14 protein-coding genes are annotated in these 18,281 nt (G+C 47.8%); 4 read left to right on the forward strand and 10 right to left on the reverse strand.

Translation table 11 applies throughout. The features are described 5' to 3' along the window. Window positions 1-31 precede the first annotated feature (31 nt). On the reverse strand, window positions 32-169 hold the full coding sequence (locus Q5L94_RS10255) for a hypothetical protein (protein WP_158511967.1): 138 nt from the start codon (window positions 167-169) through the stop codon (window positions 32-34). Window positions 170-319: 150 nt separating this feature from the next. Here Q5L94_RS10255 and Q5L94_RS10260 point away from each other — a divergent pair, with 150 nt between their 5' ends. Next, window positions 320-817, forward strand: coding sequence for a transcriptional activator RfaH (locus Q5L94_RS10260; protein ID WP_286830479.1), 498 nt, complete (start codon window positions 320-322; stop codon window positions 815-817). Here the strand turns inward: Q5L94_RS10260 and Q5L94_RS10265 are convergent. From Q5L94_RS10265 to Q5L94_RS10275, 3 genes are read right to left on the reverse strand one after another with little or no spacing between them, the layout of a single operon-like run. After that, a complete protein-coding gene (locus Q5L94_RS10265) occupies window positions 811-3,378 on the reverse strand; it encodes a zinc-dependent metalloprotease family protein (protein WP_317498313.1) in 2,568 nt (855 codons plus the stop codon). The genes Q5L94_RS10260 and Q5L94_RS10265 overlap by 7 nt on opposite strands. Window positions 3,379-3,402: 24 nt before the next feature. Further along, the gene (gene mltF, locus Q5L94_RS10270) at window positions 3,403-4,770 is read right to left on the reverse strand and encodes a membrane-bound lytic murein transglycosylase MltF (protein WP_317498314.1); all 1,368 of its coding nucleotides are present in this window, start codon (window positions 4,768-4,770) and stop codon (window positions 3,403-3,405) included. A gap of 1 nt (window position 4,771) precedes the next feature. Further along, complete coding sequence (locus Q5L94_RS10275) at window positions 4,772-6,067, reverse strand: amidohydrolase (protein WP_317498315.1); 1,296 nt, start codon at window positions 6,065-6,067, stop codon at window positions 4,772-4,774. Window positions 6,068-6,136: 69 nt separating this feature from the next. On the opposite strand from Q5L94_RS10275, the gene tadA reads away from it, so the two are divergent. Further along, the gene (tadA, locus tag Q5L94_RS10280) at window positions 6,137-6,604 is read left to right on the forward strand and encodes a tRNA adenosine(34) deaminase TadA (RefSeq protein WP_317498316.1); all 468 of its coding nucleotides are present in this window, start codon (window positions 6,137-6,139) and stop codon (window positions 6,602-6,604) included. Here the strand turns inward: tadA and Q5L94_RS10285 are convergent. Then, window positions 6,597-7,985, reverse strand: a complete 1,389-nt coding sequence (locus Q5L94_RS10285; RefSeq protein WP_317498317.1) for a Na+/H+ antiporter NhaC family protein — start codon at window positions 7,983-7,985, stop codon at window positions 6,597-6,599. The genes tadA and Q5L94_RS10285 overlap by 8 nt on opposite strands. A gap of 125 nt (window positions 7,986-8,110) precedes the next feature. Next, complete coding sequence (locus Q5L94_RS10290; protein WP_317498318.1) at window positions 8,111-11,251, reverse strand: TonB-dependent receptor; 3,141 nt, start codon at window positions 11,249-11,251, stop codon at window positions 8,111-8,113. Between the two features lie 403 nt (window positions 11,252-11,654). Between Q5L94_RS10290 and Q5L94_RS10295 the strand changes: the two genes are divergently transcribed. After that, a complete protein-coding gene (locus Q5L94_RS10295) occupies window positions 11,655-12,863 on the forward strand; it encodes an endonuclease/exonuclease/phosphatase family protein (RefSeq protein ID WP_317498319.1) in 1,209 nt (402 codons plus the stop codon). Between the two features lie 127 nt (window positions 12,864-12,990). Beyond that, window positions 12,991-13,515: a hypothetical protein gene (locus Q5L94_RS10300; protein WP_317498320.1), complete on the forward strand. Its 525-nt coding sequence runs from the start codon at window positions 12,991-12,993 to the stop codon at window positions 13,513-13,515. Between the two features lie 5 nt (window positions 13,516-13,520). Here Q5L94_RS10300 and Q5L94_RS10305 read toward each other — a convergent pair whose 3' ends face one another. From Q5L94_RS10305 to guaB, 4 genes are all read right to left on the reverse strand, one after another. Further along, the gene (locus tag Q5L94_RS10305; protein ID WP_317498321.1) at window positions 13,521-14,732 is read right to left on the reverse strand and encodes a type II toxin-antitoxin system HipA family toxin; all 1,212 of its coding nucleotides are present in this window, start codon (window positions 14,730-14,732) and stop codon (window positions 13,521-13,523) included. Between the two features lies 1 nt (window position 14,733). After that, window positions 14,734-14,985 carry a helix-turn-helix transcriptional regulator gene (locus Q5L94_RS10310; protein WP_317498322.1) on the reverse strand — a complete coding sequence of 84 codons (252 nt, stop codon included), beginning with the start codon at window positions 14,983-14,985 and terminating at the stop codon, window positions 14,734-14,736. 157 nt (window positions 14,986-15,142) lie between these two features. Then, on the reverse strand, window positions 15,143-16,720 hold the full coding sequence (gene guaA / locus Q5L94_RS10315; RefSeq protein WP_317498323.1) for a glutamine-hydrolyzing GMP synthase: 1,578 nt from the start codon (window positions 16,718-16,720) through the stop codon (window positions 15,143-15,145). Between the two features lie 11 nt (window positions 16,721-16,731). Beyond that, window positions 16,732-18,201 (reverse strand): IMP dehydrogenase, encoded by a 1,470-nt coding sequence (guaB, locus tag Q5L94_RS10320; protein ID WP_317498324.1) that lies wholly within the window; start codon window positions 18,199-18,201, stop codon window positions 16,732-16,734. Window positions 18,202-18,281 lie beyond the last annotated feature (80 nt).

Genomic DNA, 18,281 nt, shown 5'->3' on the forward strand with positions numbered 1-18,281 from the left:
GTACAATATCGAACCTGACATACACGTTTGGCTACTCAATTTTCGGGGTGCCTTCGCGATTCACTATGCGGAACCATTTTTCGCGGCGCTCAATAATGCGCTGCTTGCGCTTACGGATAACGGCGCGACGGCGGGAATTGTTTTCACGTCTGAGGCGGTTGGCTTGCATAGATTTATGCCTTTATTGCGTTTAAATGCCTAATCAGCTTACCTTGTCATACTGCTTTTTTGCAACGATTTTATGCTGGCTTACCAGCCTAATTTGCGTAACTTAGACTAATGTGGAAAGATCGCCCGCCGACGCACAAAAGGACCTGTTATGAATGAACTCGAATCTGACGTTTGGTACATAGTACGAACCAAGCCTAAGCAGGAAGAACGCGCGATACTGAATCTGGAGAATCAGGGGTTCGGTGTTTTCGCGCCCGAGTTAACCGTGAAAAAGGTTCGTCGGGGTGTGCGTACCTCTGTGGTTGAGCGTATGTTTCCGGGCTATGTGTTCGTGAAACCCGATGACATTATTGAGCAGTTCTACAAATTGCGCAGCACCTATGGTGTCGCTGGTGTGTTGCGTTTTGGCGACAACATTCCGAAGGTTCCACAAAGCTGGGTTGACCAAATGAGAGGGATTGACCAACTGACCGATGAACAGGCGCCTCAGATAGGCGACACGGTCGAAATTCAGCAAGGCCCTTTCCGTGGTTTCCTTGCTAAGATTGTCAAACTGGACGGTGAATCACGCTGCTTTGTTATGCTCGAATGGATGCAAAAAGAAGTCAAAGCCAATTTCAGCTACAAAGAACTGCAGTTTCAATGAGCGGTGCGGCGGCGCAAGCCAAGAGCGACTAAGCCAAGCACCACAAGCCAGCCTGCATGGCCGCCGCTGCTGCCAGAGTCAGCTGCGGTAACAGTAAAGCGAGCCGTCGCCGACTGCGTATTGCCCTCGGTATCACTTACACTTAACCGATACTGATACGTTCCCGCCGAAAGTTGCCCTAATGAGGCACTGAATGCACCATCGTTGAAGCCAAATCCGGTCACTTCCTCTTCACCGCTATCCATGACCCTAAACAACCGCAGACTACCCGGATCAAGATTCAAATCGGCATCAGTCACTGTTGCCGACAGGCGAACCGTTCCCCCTTCCGTTGTGCCCGTTGCCGTAAAACCACTAATAGAAGGCGCTATTGCTCGAGGTTCTACGGTCAATGACACGGTAATGCTTTCACTACCATCACTGAAATCAACGCGTAGGGGGACTGACAGTGCTTCGTCCACCACTGGGGTTTCACCCGTCATCTGAATCCGCCGCTCTCCTTCGACTGCGGAGCCTACTTCAACGGCACTGAACCCGGAAATCAGACCTTCAGTGTCTGACACGCTAATAACGACGTCGCCCGGGACGTTGTATACGCTTATTGCTGCATTCAGTATCGTAACCTCAGCTACACTCTCACCCTCGCTAATAAATACTTGTGCAGTGCCACTTATCACGCGCGCGGGCTCTATCCACAAACCGCTCGAAACGGAAAAGCCGGGCGCATCCGTATTCACAACTCTCAACGGAAGATGGTATGGGTTGTGTACGTTGTCCTTACCTAAGCCGGAGCTGATGTCTACTAAAGACTGCTTTAAAGTCACCGTCATAGTCCGGGTATTGCCAGCCCCTGAAACAGTCCAGTTAAACCACTCTGCGGCATTGTCAATACCTACTTGCTGGCTCACGTCCGTGCCACTTGCAGTAACAGGTAGAGCCAACTGAATGGCGTTATTAGCAGTATCACTGTCAGATAAATCAATCGTAACTGCGGCCTGATCCCCCGTCTCTACAAGACTCAATACATTATTATTCAGCAGCAGATAGTTGCCGGTTGCATCAGTGTAATCACCGCTGAAACTAGCGTTGCTAACAAATCGCCAGCGGACCGTATCGGGATTGATATTATCCAGGGCAATGACACAAAGACTTGAGGGTAACGAGCTAGCGGCATAAGAAATGGCGTTATTGAAAATATTTTGAGTCGTCGCGGTATCCATTAAGTTTTGTTGGTCGATGGACTCATACAGCTCGCACTGTCCACTATAAATAACATAGCGTTCAGCGTCTTCAACACGCGGCCAACTTAAGGCTAATCTATCATCACCGGTGCGTTCAGCTCTCATGCCCGCAACATTAGTTCTTGAACTGTTGTTTGTCCAAATAATACTACTCCGTTGAGCAGCAAGGCTCGCATTAGCCGCGTCGATTTCGACAGCCGCCCTGCCAAGTGGCAAACCATAATTTCTATCGACTAAATCCGGGCTTGAATACGCCGCTTCGCTTACACAATCTCCAGAGCTAAATTTTTTTCGACAAACCGAGTCGTAAGACATCGTCGTGTAAAAACGTCCTTGCTCCTCAATAAAGCCATAAGGAATATGGTTATCAAATTGTTCTCCACCTCCGCCACTTGAGTTATCAGCCAAAGTGTAACGATCGTGTTTCAATCCAAAGTTATGCCCTATCTCATGCGCTACGGTTCCATTCCCCATACAGCTTAACGAGGTATAACCGGCATTAGCCCCACCACTCACGTAGTTAACCCGGTTGTCACTAGGGTTGAACTGAACCGCTCGAAATGCAATACCGCATAAACTCGGATTATCAGCGCCAATAAAATGCACAACATCAGCTTTGTAGCGATCGACCATTCGTGTTATTCGTTTATCATTAATGAGTTCATCCAGTAACGAATCAGGGGCTTCGTTAGGAAAGTTAGTGGTGCTTTCTGGCCGGAATCGCTCCAGTCCGGCAACTGCCATTGTTACCGCCAGACCAGAACGTTGGAAAATGCTGTTGCTTGCGTCGACGGCACTTTGAATAGCCAATTCCAGATCGTAGCCATTCTGCTCAGCGTAACCAAGTAGCCGCTCATCATAGACAAACAGCACATCGAGTGAACTATCAAATGATTGTGTTTCACTTGCCGGAGCCGCAGACTTGTTTACAAAATACGCTTTTTGAGGCAAAGCCCTGACATTTAAACTTGCTGCTTTTGGGGCATCAACTCGCGGAGCTTTTGGCTCTACTGGCGGCAGGCCTGTATCTTCGACAAAAGTCTCACCATCAACTCGACGGATACTAACCGAGCCAAGCTGAGGGTGCGTAATTGAAATAAGTTGGTTATCGCCGCGCTTATGCAAAAAACCCAAATGCTGAGTGTCACCATAGCGGTCTTCATAAGTGAGCCGGTAACTGTTTCCAGACGACAAGCGCTCAGCCAAAGTTGCTTCAATAAGCTGGTTGTTTACAGACAACTCAATTTTGTCGCCCAGGCTTTGTGCTAAGGCAAATACCGGCGCTAAAGCTATTAGCACTGCGGCGACTGTCTTTTTCATTTTAAACACCTAATTTTATGGCAGCTACAGCCGTCCTTGCTCATCTAAATATTTTAATGTGTCGTAAAAACGACGGATGTTACCGACATAGGTCACTGGCTCATCGCCTCGCGCGAACCCATAGCGAGTATGACGATAAAACTGTTTTTGTCTCAGCAGCGGCAAACGCTTTTTCACATCCACCCAACGGTCCGGGTTACCGCCCTGACGCTCCGTTATTATTCGCGCATCTTCTAAATGCCCGAATCCTATATTATACGCCGCTAAGGCAAACCAGGTTCTGTCCGGTTGCGGAATTCTTGCCGGCACCCTATTTAGCATGCGCTCCAGATAACGCGCTCCGCCGCGAATACTTTGTTCCGCATTCAGGCGACTTTTAACCCCCATCGCTTTAGCCGTAGGCAATGTCAGCATCATCATGCCGCGCACCCCGGTAGGAGAAACCGCCCGCGGGTTCCACAGCGACTCCTGATAAGAAATAGCAGCCAGTAGGCGCCAGTCAAGCGACCCCGAATGCTCTTTAAAGGTTTCTATATAAACAGGCAGGACACGATCTACCGCTTCTATAAACAAACTGGTCGTTACATAATTAAATTGTTTTACGTGACCAAAATGCTGCTCTTTAATATGAGCTAAGCGCCCGCTGGAGCGAATTTCACCAAAATACTCAATAACCGCCGCAAACAAAGAGTCATCGGTACCCTGCGGTAAAGCCCAGGCAATATCCTGATCATGCTTTACCGTAAAAGCCACACTTAAACCAGGATGAAACCGGCGTTGAATATTTAATGCCGTACTGTCGGTAATGGTGTAATCGACTTCGCCACTAATCACCATTTGCAATAGCTCGACCGCATCGTGGTCGCGGGTCGCGCGCCACTTTAGTGTCGGAATACTGTCACCCAGGCTTCTCAAAAACTCATGATGAGAGCTACCTTCCACCACCACAATTTCGCCGTCGGTAATCTGCTGCAAGTCCCGCGGACGCTGCCGCGAGCCTTGTTTAAACACCACTTTCTGGCTAATAATGTCGTAAGGCGGACTGAAACGGAACAGCTGAGCGCGTGTCGATGTCCGATCCAGACCCGCTGCAACAATGTCAACCTCGCCGCGGCGCAGCATGGTAAACAAATCATTCACATCAAATCGCGGCACCATCTCCAGCTCCACGCCTAAGCGCTCAGCAAAGCGTTTAGCCAGGTCGTACTCGAAGCCCTGCTCACGGTCATGATCAAAATAATAGCTGGTTGGGTTTATCAGCGTTCCCACCCGCAGTACCTGACGTTCCTGAACGACGGACATGGCATCGGGGCGGGTTTGAGGACTGCAGGCCGTTATTACACTAACGGCCAACAGTAAAATAGCAAACAGCGATACTGCAGACTTTGGCATATTAGAGAGATTCCAGAGCCCAGTTCACATAAAGTTCTGTACCGGTTTTTAGTGCGTCTTCGTCAGCATAGAAATGCGGCGAGTGGTTACTCGGTTCTTCTGACATATCACGCTCCGGTGGGGTAACCCCTAAAAAGACAAACATTCCCGGCACTTCCAGCGCATAGTAAGAGAAGTCTTCAGCGCCGGTTACTAATGGCACTTCCTGCACTTTATCGGCGCCAGCTACCGCTTTTGTTACCGGCAGCATTTGCTCAACCAGGTCTGCGTCGTTGCTGGTTACCGGATAGCCCAAATCAACATGAACGTGAGCTTCTGCTCCGTTTGCTTCAGCGGTTTTTTCCGCCGTTAACTTTAATTTCTCGTGAATATCCGAACGAATGTCCATGTCAAAGTTGCGAATGGTACCAATTAAGGTCACTTCGTCCGGAATAATGTTATTACGCACACCGCCTTCCACAATACCGAAGGACAAAACGGCCGGAGCTTTGGTGATATTCGTCTGACGACTGATAATAGTCTGTGCGTTATTAATAATTTGTGCAGAAGTCACTATAGGGTCAACGCCAGCCCATGGTGTAGAGCCGTGCGCTTGCTTACCTTTTACTTTTATTTCGAACTGATCGGAAGACGCCATCAGCGGGCCTTTACGATAGCCCACATGACCTGTAGGAAAACCTGCCCAGACATGAATGCCAAAGACTTTTTCCGGTTTGTTTTCGGCTATCAAGTCGGCGAACAAGCCTTCTTCAAGCATTAACTCAGCGCCGCCCTCTTCGCCTTCAGGCGCGCCTTCTTCAGCTGGCTGGAAAATAAACATCACGTTACCGGCCAGTTCGTCTTTCATTTCGGCTAATTTTTCTGCCGCACCCATTAACATAGCAACATGAGTATCATGCCCGCAGGCGTGCATCACACCCACCTCATTGCCTCGATACTCTGATGTTACCGTTGACTTAAAAGGCACATCGGTCTGTTCTGTAACCGGTAACGCGTCCATATCCGCACGCAACGCTATGGTTGGGCCCGGCTTACCGCCTTTTAGCATGCCCACAACACCGGTATGCGCCACACTGGTTTCCACTTCCATGCCCAGAGAGCGCAAATGCTCAGCCACCATTTTGGCGGTTTCAAACTCGCGGTTACTCAGTTCAGGGTTGGCATGAATATGGCGACGCCATTCAATGACCTGAGCTTCTAAGTCGCTGCTGACTGTTACCGGCGACTGCTGAGCAGCAGCCTGAGCGCCATAGCCAAAGCTACTGGCCAGCATTAGGCTAATAATGAGCTTTTTCATTGTTCTCTCCTGCATAAGTGCGGATTGTTATTCTGGTACTGGGTAATATCCTGCGCTAAAATCGCCCTCATGACAACCGATGAAATCTACATGCAGCGAGCCTTAGAGCTGGCTGAACAAGCGCAAAACGCAGACGAAGTACCCGTTGGCGCGGTATTGGTCATGGACGATAAAATTGTTGGCGAAGGTTACAATCAGGTTATTTCTTTGTCCGACCCATCCGCTCATGCCGAAGCACAAGCCATTCGTTCTGCTGGTCAGGCTATCGATAACTATCGGTTGGTCAATGCCACCCTGTACGTGACGCTGGAGCCCTGCGCTATGTGCGCTGGTTTAATTACTCATGCACGAGTCAAAAGGCTGGTGTTCGGTGCAACTGACCCGCGAACCGGAGCCACCGGCACTGCCATTGAGGTGATTAATCACGCCTCTATGAACCACAAAGTGGAAGTGCACAGCGGCGTCTTGGCAGAAGAATGCGGCGATATATTACGTCGCTTTTTCCGTGCCCGCCGCAAATCGGCTAACCTTAAATAAGCATCCCCGTTACGGCGTAAGCCACCGTTGCTGCAAGCCCCGCTAGTAAGGCATAAGGCAACTGCGTACGCACATGGTCAATATGCTCCACACCCGAGGCCATAGAAGCAATGATCGTGGTATCGGAAATGGGCGACGCATGGTCGCCGAAGATCCCCCCGGAAATTGCCGCCGCTATAAAGGGCGCAGCCGGTAAACCTAACGTCATTGCCAGCGGTATCGCCAGAGGCAGCATAATGGCAAAGGTTCCCCAACTGGAGCCAATAGAAAAGCCCGTAATAGCCGACAGCACAAATATCAGCGGTAGCAGCATCCACAGTGCCACCGAACCATCCAAAGCGGCCGCCAAAAACTCCCCCGTACCTAAGTCGCGGGTTAAGCCCCCCAGCGCTATAGACAGCCACAAAATGACCGCCAGTGGCAGAATATTCCAGGCGCCTTTTAACAGGTACTTACCAACATCGGCAAAACCTGCCGGCTGTGTCATCAGGGTTCCGGCTACGGCAATGCCCAAAGCCACATAAATAGCGACAAACACACTTAAAGTGCCGTTACCGTCAACCAATACACCATTACCAGTTACCAGCAGCATAACCGGCACCATCACTACCAGCGAAATCAGGCTGGTCATGACCACCGCGGTACCTTTGCCAAAACGGGCCTCTTCATCCGGGCCATCGCCCCAGGTATTTTTGGAAACCTGATCGGGCACAGCATTCTTTTCAAAGGCTTTCATGGGCCCAATGTTCCAGTCGAACAGCGCCACAAAAAGCGCCAGCAATACCGCAAAAATGGCATAAAAGTTAAAGGCAATAGACTGAATAAACACCAGCAGAGGTTGTTCAACGCCCTGATTCGAAATGAGCGTTAAATTAAACGCACCCCAGGCATTCAGCGGAATTAAAATACAAATGGCAGCACAAGTAGAATCAACAATGTAAGCGAGCTTTTCGCGGGCAATACCCAGGCGGTCATAAATAGGCCGCGAGGTGGTGCCGGAAATCATAATAGTCACGTTCGATTCGATAAAAACCACAACGCCCAGTATCCAGGTCATTAAGCGCGCCCGACGCTTGTTTTCTATCCACTGTTTTCTTTCTAGCTTGAGCACAAACTCTTTAAACGTACCACCGTTTTCCAGCACGCCAAACAGTGCGCCAATGCCCAGAGTAAAGAACCAGACCAGCATATTACTGGGGTCAATAAGGGTGTCCCAGGTGCTGTTTAACGTGCCATAGGCAATATTTTCAGGAGCAGGCCAAAACAGCAGAATGTTGGCCAGAATAATACCGCCAATAAGCGCCAGCAGAACTTTTCGGGTAACTATGGCGAATACAATTGCCAATAAGGAAGGTAAAAGACTGGTCCAGCTCAGTTCCATTAGGATGCGTTTATAAATGTCTGATACTGGGAGGTTAAAACAATAAACCGCCGCGGGCAATACCAGCGGCGGTTTATTCGTTTGTGTTGTAGCCTGATGCTATTGCATCAGGTGCGGTGGTTTAATTAAAAGGTATACTTGACACCTAACTTAATACGCCATGTTGACTCTTCTGCTTGGAAAGAGTCCCAGTTAGCGGCGTCAAAACCATACTGTGGTTCGCCATAAACATAACGACCTTGATCATCAAGTCCTTCTAAACCAACAACGTTTTTGTTGGAATAACGATTAGTTAATACATTTCCTTTGTCGCTATCAATAAGATTAAGTAGGTTATTAACCGTAAAATAGAAGATGCCCTTGTGCTCTTCCATGAAGCCAGGGACTTCTTGCTGGAACTGGAAGTCTAAGGTGTTAACCCAAGGCGAGCGTCCAATTCCCTTCGGCACAAAGCCTCCGGCATAGCCGTCAAGACCAGCTGCGCGGAAGTTTGCCATAATTTCTTCATATGTTAACGAACTGTTCGGACTCAAGTTTGGATCATCAGCACCAGTTGGCACATACGGCACATAGTAATCCGCATCATCAAAGTAGTCCTGGTCACCCAAATCGCCCATGCCGTCAATAGACATTGTATAGCTATACGCTGTACCTGAGCGACGTTGGAAAAACAAGTTAAACTTAGATGCGTAACCATCGAAAAACTCTTTACTATAACCTAAAGCAATTTTTAAGCTATGCTCCACTTGATAATCTGCAGTGCCAATTAACTCTTTATTTCTATCGCGAACAACGTTGTAACGGTAGTTAGACGTTGCGGTAGAAGAGTTGCCGGGGTTACCTTCCTCTATATCTTGGTGTGTATACGCCGCATAAGCATTAAAACCGTTATCCCAGTTTTTTGCCAATGACAAAGTATATAGCCACGCCTTACCGTTAGTATTTTCGTTGGTCAGCAATAGGTCGTAGTGACCTTCTGGTGCCGTTGGATCGCAAGGCTCATAGATGCTAATACCCGCAGACGTTTCGCCCGCTTCACAACGAGAAATGTCTTTCCACTGAGTATTATCGGTCATCCATTTACGAGTTACTTCAGCTGTTGCCTGGAAGTCTTCACCTATACCGGCAATATCAAAGCGTTGGTCAACAGCAATACGCGCTATCCAATCAGACGGGATATCATAGTTAGGATCGATACTGTTAGTATCACCATCGCCTGCTACCATGCTGTCTTGAACAGCTTGAGGAATTGAAGTGATATCAACATTTTCTAAGTATACTGACGGGTCTAACGCTCCTTTATCATACTGAACTAACGTATATCCGTCGTTAGAAAACGAATTTGAGATCCAGACGTTAGGACGGCCACCAGAAAAACGGCCGACACCCGCTCGTACTACCGTGTCATCTGTTGCAAACCATTTTAGGTCAAACCGCGGTAAAATAATGTCTTTTCCATCCAGGTTCTCTTGGTTACTATAGCCGTAACGGTCTACAAAGTTCTGATTCAGCGTTGGTTTATCACTGACATCATAACGTTCATAGCGAAGGCCCATACCAATTTCCAGGTCTGTACTTACGTACCAGTTATCTTGGATAAAGAAGCTCCAGGTACCGAGTTCAAAATCTGCTGCAGCGTCTTCAGCAACGTTAGTGTATGCACTTTCATACGTAAACTCGTTCGCTGTTTGGTTTTCAAAGTCATCGATTGAGTCGAATTCCCACGTACCTAAAGAGTTACGCACGAAAATATTGAATACTTCAACTTGATCATACTCGCCACCGAACTCAATTTCGTGATCACCAAGCAAATAAGTGAAATTAGCACCTACTTTCAAATTATCGTTGGTTAGCATGTTAGCATGACGATTCGAGTCAGGCCCAAATGCTAAAGTACCGTTTTCTGTATCAACTGAGACAGCACCAAACTCTTTGGTTTTCAAGCCTGACAAAGCCTCTACAGCTTTGTGACTTGCATAAATTTCACTCGATAAATCAGCTGACCAATCAGAGAACAGCGATATACGGTACAAATCCATATTTTGCTGATAGTTGTACCAGTTAGTATCCAAGTACAAAGTACGATCTCCGCCTGATGGCCCTCTTAAATTGTTACCCTCGGTACGGTTATAAGTGAAGGCCACACGATGTTCTTGATTAACGTTCCAATCTAATTTAACCAATAAATTTTCGTTTTCAGTATCTTGAACCGAATCCCAGCTACCTATATCAACGCCACCATATACGTCCTGACCGATTTGTTTTAAACGCTTGTATTCATCAAGAGTCACCTGGCTGTCGTTAGCTGCCCCAGCTCCAGCTGGCCCGAACTCAATTTGAGCTGGCTCTTTTGAGTTCTCGTAGTTCACGAAGAAGAACAACTCATCTCCGATAATGGGTCCACCCAATGCAAGACTATATGTATCCCTCTCAAAGTCTAAAGGTACTTCATTACCGCCTTCTGGATTTTTAGGGTCGCCTGCCCAAGCATCACTCATACGTTCATACGTTAACGAGCCATGGAATTCATTCGTGCCTGACTTTGTTACCGCATTGATCGCTCCTCCTGAGAAGCCACCTTCAGATGCATCAAACGGAGCTACGTTGACAGTTACTTGTTCTACAGCATCCAGTGAAATTGGAGAACGCTGGGTAGGGTAACCATTACTGTTGAGACCAAAATCATCATTTACACCAACACCATCAATTGAGACGCTGTTGTAGCGAGGGTTAGCACCTCCAATACTCATAGGTGTGCTATCTCCCGAGAACAAGTTAACGTATGGACTCATACGCACAACTTCTTTCAAGTCGCGATTAAACGTCGGCGCGTTTTCAATTGCGTCTTCACCAAAGTAACTGCTACTTCCGCTGTTATCCGACGAAATAAGTGCTGAACCAGATACTTGAATTCGCTCCATATCCTGCGCTTCAAGCTGAGCATTTAAACGGAATGCTTCACCCAGTGTTAGGTAAACATCTTCATATACTTTTCTGCCACTCTCGCCTTCAATAATAATAATGTACGGACCGCCGACTCGCAGACCTGTATTTGAAAACGAGCCATTATCGTTTGTAGTCGCTATTGATTGAGTGCCTGTTGGCATATGGATAATTTCGACACGTGCGTTTGCTGCTGTATCGCCTGTTGCAGTAACAACATTCCCTCGAATTGACGACGAGGTATCCTGAGCAATAGCAGCACCGCTAAGGCCTAAAGCAATAGCAGCTGCAACCGCTGTACGCTTGAAAGTAGAGTTAAACATAGTTTTGTTCTTCCCGGTTTTGGTTTTGGGTGTTTATGCGAAAGTGAGGGTAAAGCTTGTTTATGACAATTTCGTGAAAGTTGAAAAAAATATGAGAAGCGATGGAACTTTTTTGCGAACGCAGAAGGGGAAGTTGGATCGTTCGCTTACTATTCGATGAAGAGCCGCGGCACAACAGCTGGTTCATTACCGGAAAACTCATAACCTGATACGCATCCGGAGTAAAGCGGAGAGTACGGCAAGAGGTCGGAGCTGTATGGGATCGGGCTGATTTCATTATGCTTCTAAGACATTTTTGTGTCAGATATGTGACATATTTTAGTCAATTTATTAGCTCTTGCCTAGTCACTCGGGAACCTTTATTCTCACCCACTGTCTTAGGCTGCTCTCAAACGGTTATCCCATGGGCTTTATACGGTTTTTATTAATTTTAACATTCGTTGTTCTTATGATTCCTACCTCTTTTAATGCAACCGCCGGTTCCGGCAAAGGCGAACCAGAAACCATACGGGTTGCGACTTTTAATGTCAGTATGGACGCATCTAATTACCTGAGCGACAGCAAGCTCCCGCAATTAGAAAAATCTCCTGTACCAGAGGTGTTACAGCAGGCTCATGAGCAAATTCGTGGTATTGCCGAAATACTTCAACGTGTGCGACCTGATATCGTTTTACTGAACGAATTCGACTACGTCGATAAAGAAATTGGCGTAAGTGTCTTTCAGGAAAAGTACCTGTCGGTTTCACAGAACGGACAAAAAGCAATTGAGTATCCTTATGCTTATATTGCTCCGGTAAATACCGGTGTGCCCTCGCCTTTTGACTTAAACCGTGACGGCAAGGCACAAGGCACCGGCATCGACGCCTGGGGTTTTGGTTGGTATCCGGGTCAGTACGGTATGGTCATTTTGTCTAGATACCCACTGCAAGCCGATAAAGCCCGAACTTTTCAGCACTTCTTGTGGAAAGACATGCCCGGCCGCCATATTCCTTACGTGATGAACGAACAGAAACAGGCTACTGACGAGCAATGGTACCCCGAGGAAGTTATGGCGCAGTACCCGCTAAGCTCAAAGTCGCATTGGGACATTCCGGTGCAAGTGGGTGACAAAGTCATTCATTTATTAGCTGCGCACCCAGTACCGCCAGCGTTCGACGGCCCGGAAAACAGCAACGGCATGCGTAACTATGATGAAATTCGCTTATTTGCTGACTACTTAACGCCAGGTAAAGACAATTATATTTATGATGATGAAGGCACACGCGGCGGGCTTGGTCAAAATGAAAGCTTTATCGTTTTAGGTGACATGAACGCTGAAGCTGGCTCCGGCGGTATTGATGGTGCTATTGAACAGTTACTCCAGCACCCACGGGTAAATGACGTGAAACCCCAAAGCCGCGGCGGCGAACAACACTCACCAGACAAACAAGGCTCGCAGTATCATACCGCGGCCTGGCGCAAGCGCGTAGACTACGTGCTGCCGTCTAACGACTTAGTCGTAAAAGACGCGGGCGTGTTCTGGCCTGTCGGTGATGAAGCCGGCAGCAAGCTAATGCAAAAGCGCAGCGCCTCTTCCGACCATCGCATGGTCTGGCTGGATATCGTCAAATAGCCTGGCAGACTACAACGACACACACCACCCCTGCAGCCCTTTATTTTACTGAACCTTTACAGTTGAAGGGCTGCTATTCAGCCTTCTGGGTGCCATAATACAAATGTCATATCCAAGGAGGCAAACTATGAAAAAATTGATACTAACAACAGCCCTACTCGCAAGCGGTTCGCTTATGTTTTCAGCAGCCAGCAAAGCTGATGATCTAAACTATGTTAGCGGAGGTTTCTCTGATTTCTACGATTCCGATTTCTACGTAGAAGGCTCCAAAACTATCGCCCCGAACTGGGTGGGTGAAATACAGTTTACAGACATGGGTGACTACTCAATCCGTGCTGGTGCTAAATACTTCATGGACATGGGCGCAGGCAAGCAATTCAATACTTTCCTGAAAGCCGGTGTTAGCCACTATGACTTTGGTAACGACGATGACACCAGCGCTTATGCCGGCATCGGCACCATGACTAAATTAAGCCAGCAAACCACCGCTATTGTTGACGTTGGTTATGACTGGGGCTTAGACGGCTTTGCATCAGTGGGTGCGCGCTTACGCTACGCCTTCACTGAGCAATTCTCTGCTGACGCCGGTTTCCGCGGAAACTTCAACAGCATCGACAACGAAGTGCATATAGGCGTGACTTACCACTTCTAAAGGCTCTACGTATATTTACGTTTTTTATGGTGTCGGTGACCACTCACTATTGGTTCCGACACCATTATTGAACTCAAATGTTTTTCCATTGAGGGCTTCAGTTCAGGAAAGACATCCCATTGATTAAATCCTTGTATAAATGTCGCTAATTTATCAGCAAAATTAGTGATCACCGATTGAGGCTCTGCAATGCCGAAGTCTTCACCCAATTTACGTAAGTAATGCTGTGTTGGAAACTCTTTGCTGCCAAACAGCTTTAACGCCATATTATTATCAATTGTTGGATAAATAATGGTGTGGGTTACATCATAGATTGGTGTCACTGTTATACGCTCAGGTACTTCTGCACTATATAAAACTGAAAAGTTCTTTAAATGCGCGTCACCATTACCAATAAGTACGTTAAAAACAATATATTCATACACTTTCTGAAGCTGCTCGGCACTTCGAGTAAATAACTGCACCACTTTCATTACTTGTTCATAACTGGAACGATATTTATCAGCTGAGTCACGCTTGGTTAAGACACAAAAGTCTTCCACGGCATATTTCTTGTCACCGTCGATATCAAAACGCTTCATAACAAAGTGTTCTCGGTTATCCGATAACCAAAACTCCGGTTTTTCCAGGCCACAATAATCCGCTGCTGATAAGCAAATAAACTCGTTAGCCGTTAAATTAGGAAACTCTTCGTCCGCCGCCTTTATAATCAGATCTGGATAAACAAGTGTCGCTTTTTCTGAGGGAACAACAACTTTCGGTTGAACTCCGGAAATTGCGGTTTGAAGATAAAAACGTTCCAGTAACTGCGGGAACAAGGCCTCATTCTGGCTATTCCAGGATAGAATGTCATTCAGCGCAACAGCTTCGGTTTTGCTTTCAGGTAGCTCATTGGAATGATAATTTAACGCGCCAATTCCTTTATCTCTTTGTAGAGCCAAAAGGTACATCTCATCAACTTTTGCATAACGCCTCAGCCGCTCTTCGATGTAACGCCGGACGAAACCTTCAGGTAAGTTCATGGTGAAAATTGGAGGCAACTTACCAGATACGTAAGGATCACCCCTGTTCGGCATAGATAAAGAAACCGGCTGAGCTTCTCTCTCGTAGCTAAAACTGTACTGAGAGCCATGTACCAGCCGCCCAACCGACTGACTGTTAAGCTTTATGCCCAATTCTCTGACACGTGACGGGTATTGCGATAGACTCTCTGACATATCAATCCTCCAGCGGAAACAAGTCATCAAGTTCTTCAAATGTCGGCATCTTAGTTTTAGTTATTGCTAACGAATAACCAAATAGCATTAGATACCGTTCAAAAGTCGCAAGTGAACCTAAATAAACACCGCGCTCAATAGCTGAAATGGTTTGCCGATTACTTTTTATTTTCGCGGCAGCTTCCGATTGAGACAGCCTCTGAGCCTTTCGCTCTAGCTGTAATCGCTTGCCAATCTCTTTTCTGGGAGTCATAAATCAGCCTAATTGACAGTTATATATGTCATATTAGCCTAAACGTAAAAAATGACAAATATACATGTCAAAATAAAAAATAGTGGGAGGTGGAAGTTAGGTATTGGCTGGCGTCTTTCGGAGGATTTCCTGCAACGGCCAGCCAATATTCACCGCCTTATTCCCACTCGATGGTGGCAGGTGGTTTACCTGAAATATCGTAGGTTACACGGGAAATCCCGTTCACTTCGTTGATAATCCGGTTCGATACCTTCTCTAGCAGCTCATACGGTAAATGTGCCCAGCGTGCGGTCATGAAGTCGATAGTCTCTACGGCACGTATGGCAATAACCCAGTCGTATTTACGCTGATCACCCATAACACCCACCGAACGTACCGGCAGGAATACCGCAAAGGCCTGGCTTACTTTGTTGTACCAGTCGGCGTTATGAAGCTCTTCAATGAAAATTGCATCGGCACGGCGCAGTAAGTCACAGTACTCTTTCTTTATTTCACCCAGCACACGAACGCCCAAACCAGGCCCCGGGAACGGATGGCGATACAGCATGTTGTAAGGCAGGCCTAACTCAAGGCCTATTTTACGCACTTCGTCTTTAAACAACTCACGTAGCGGCTCAACCAAACCTAACTTCATGTCTTCTGGCAAACCGCCTACGTTGTGGTGTGATTTAATCACGTGCGCTTTACCGGTTTTAGAACCCGCAGACTCAATGACATCAGGGTAAATGGTGCCCTGCGCCAGCCAGTCTACTTCGGTCAACTTACCGGCTTCTTCATCAAAAATTTCAATGAAGGTATTACCAATAATTTTACGCTTTTTCTCCGGGTCATTCTCGCCCGCCAACGCATCTAAAAAGCGGTCTTCAGCACGTATTGGTAAAATGTTCAGGCCATAGTGGTCGCCGAACATTTCCATCACCTGCTCCGCTTCGTTCAGGCGCAACAACCCGTTGTCGACAAACACACAGGTCAGCTGATCACCAATGGCACGGTGCAGCAACATAGCCGTTACCGACGAGTCAACGCCGCCTGACAAGCCTAAAATAACCTTGTCACTACCCACCTGTTCACGGATCCGCTCAATGGCATCGTCGATGATTTTTGCCGGCGTCCATTGCTTCTCACAGCCGCAGATATCGCTGACAAAATGCTCCAGCATGCGCTGTCCCTGCCGCGTGTGAGTGACTTCCGGGTGGAACTGCACCCCATAAAACTGACGTTCTTCGTCAGCCATTGCGGCATACGGACAATAAGAGGTTTTCGCTACGGTATGGAAGCCTTCCGGAATCATTTCCACTTTGTCACCGTGGCTCATCCATACGTCGAGTAGCGGCGCACCTGACTCAGACACAGCGTCTTCAATGGCTTTAAACAGCGGGCTTTGCTCTACCAGTTCAATTTGCGCGTAACCAAATTCACGTTCCAGTGAGCATTGAACGGAGCCCCCCAGCTGATGTGCCATGGTCTGCATACCGTAGCAAATACCAAACACCGGAACGCCTGCGTTAAAGACATATTCCGGCGCACGCGGTGAGCCTTCTTCTGCAACGCTTTCCGGGCCACCGGATAAAATAATGCCTTTAGGCGCGAAGTCCCGAATGTCGGCTTCGTCAACATCCCAGGCCCAAAGCTCACAGTAAACGCCAATTTCGCGAATACGGCGGGCTATCAGCTGAGTGTACTGAGAGCCGAAATCTAAAATCAATATTCGGTGATCGTGGATATCTCTAGTCATTAGTCATCCTGTTACGAGCTACGGTAATTCGGTGCTTCTTTGGTAATGTGCACATCGTGTACGTGTGATTCGCCCATGCCGGCTGCAGTGACTTTCACAAACTGCGGCTTGGTGCGCATATCTTCAATGGTCGGGCAGCCAGTTAGGCCCATGGCTGAACGCAACCCACCCATTTGCTGGTGAATAATAGCCGAAATAGGACCTTTATAGGCTATACGCCCTTCAATACCTTCTGGCACTAACTTGTCGGCCTCATCGCTCTTCTGGAAGTAACGGTCAGATGAGCCATTGCGCTGATCCATTGCGCCCAGACTGCCCATACCACGATATGATTTATAGTAACGACCCTGATACAACTCAACTTCACCCGGCGACTCTTCAGTGCCAGCCAGCATGCTACCTACCATCACGCTGTGCGCGCCAGCAGCCAGCGCTTTTGCAATATCTCCTGAGAAACGAATACCGCCATCGGCAATAATCGGAACACCCGAACCTTTAATGGCATCAACGGCGTCGCTAATGGCGCTAATTTGCGGCACACCACAACCCGTAACAATACGGGTAGTACAAATTGAGCCCGGACCAATGCCCACTTTCACGGCATCAACGCCAGCTTCAACCAGAGCCTTAGCGCCAGCGGCAGTTGCTACGTTACCGGCAATAATTTGCAATTCAGGGTAGTCCTTACGAGTCTGCTTAACCCGGTCTAATACGCCCTGGGAGTGCCCGTGCGAAGTATCAATAAGCAGTACATCAACGCCCGCTTCAACCAGCAGCTGAATACGCTCTTCCGTACCCGCGCCGACGCCAACTGCCGCACCTACGCGCAGTGAGCCTAGTTCATCTTTACAAGCGTTCGGTTTGTTTTCCGCTTTTTCAAAGTCTTTCAGGGTGATCATGCCCTTCAACTTGTGCGCGTCATCCACAACCAGAATTTTTTCTATGCGGTGTTTGTGCATAAGCTGAAGAATTTCTTCGCTTTCTGCCGTTTCGTGCACAGTTACCAGGCGATCATTGCCGGTCATTACGTGGCGAATTTCTTTGCTGTCGTCGTCTTCAAAACGCGTATCGCGACCGGTAACAATACCAACTAAATCGCCATTACCTTCAACCACAGGAAAACCCTGAAAGCCATGCTCGGCAGTCAGCTTTTTAATTTCGCCAATGGTGGTAGTAGGTTGTACGGTAACCGGGTCAGAGACCATGCCACTTTCGTATTTTTTAACTTTACGAACGTGCGCGGCTTGTTGCTCTGCGGTCATATTTTTGTGGATAAATCCGAGCCCGCCTTCCTGCGCCAGCGCAATTGCCAGTGCCGATTCAGTAACGGTGTCCATCGCAGCTGAAACCAAAGGAATATTTAAAGAAATTCCACGCGTTAATTGCGTGCGTAAATCAGCGGTATGGGGGAGAACTTCGGAATGACCGGGAACGAGCAAAACGTCGTCAAAGGTCAAGGCTTCTTGGGCAATTCGCAGCATGTGCAACACTCCGTGACTGGATTCATGTTGCGGGTGGATTTTACCCGAATGCGGGCTTTTTAGCAAATAAAATATAAACT

The organism is Idiomarina sp. Sol25, assembly GCF_033052775.1.
Taxonomy (GTDB): Bacteria; Pseudomonadota; Gammaproteobacteria; order Enterobacterales; family Alteromonadaceae; genus Idiomarina.

Coding starts and splice junctions, on each gene's coding strand:
- Q5L94_RS10255 (WP_158511967.1), bottom strand. CDS start 169: ATGCAAGCCAACCGCCTCAGACGTGAAAACAATTCCCGCCGTCGCGCC.
- Q5L94_RS10260 (WP_286830479.1), top strand. CDS start 320: ATGAATGAACTCGAATCTGACGTTTGGTACATAGTACGAACCAAGCCT.
- Q5L94_RS10265 (WP_317498313.1), bottom strand. CDS start 3,378: ATGAAAAAGACAGTCGCCGCAGTGCTAATAGCTTTAGCGCCGGTATTT.
- mltF (WP_317498314.1), bottom strand. CDS start 4,770: ATGCCAAAGTCTGCAGTATCGCTGTTTGCTATTTTACTGTTGGCCGTT.
- Q5L94_RS10275 (WP_317498315.1), bottom strand. CDS start 6,067: ATGAAAAAGCTCATTATTAGCCTAATGCTGGCCAGTAGCTTTGGCTAT.
- tadA (WP_317498316.1), top strand. CDS start 6,137: ATGACAACCGATGAAATCTACATGCAGCGAGCCTTAGAGCTGGCTGAA.
- Q5L94_RS10285 (WP_317498317.1), bottom strand. CDS start 7,985: ATGGAACTGAGCTGGACCAGTCTTTTACCTTCCTTATTGGCAATTGTA.
- Q5L94_RS10290 (WP_317498318.1), bottom strand. CDS start 11,251: ATGTTTAACTCTACTTTCAAGCGTACAGCGGTTGCAGCTGCTATTGCT.
- Q5L94_RS10295 (WP_317498319.1), top strand. CDS start 11,655: ATGGGCTTTATACGGTTTTTATTAATTTTAACATTCGTTGTTCTTATG.
- Q5L94_RS10300 (WP_317498320.1), top strand. CDS start 12,991: ATGAAAAAATTGATACTAACAACAGCCCTACTCGCAAGCGGTTCGCTT.
- Q5L94_RS10305 (WP_317498321.1), bottom strand. CDS start 14,732: ATGTCAGAGAGTCTATCGCAATACCCGTCACGTGTCAGAGAATTGGGC.
- Q5L94_RS10310 (WP_317498322.1), bottom strand. CDS start 14,985: ATGACTCCCAGAAAAGAGATTGGCAAGCGATTACAGCTAGAGCGAAAG.
- guaA (WP_317498323.1), bottom strand. CDS start 16,720: ATGACTAGAGATATCCACGATCACCGAATATTGATTTTAGATTTCGGC.
- guaB (WP_317498324.1), bottom strand. CDS start 18,201: ATGCTGCGAATTGCCCAAGAAGCCTTGACCTTTGACGACGTTTTGCTC.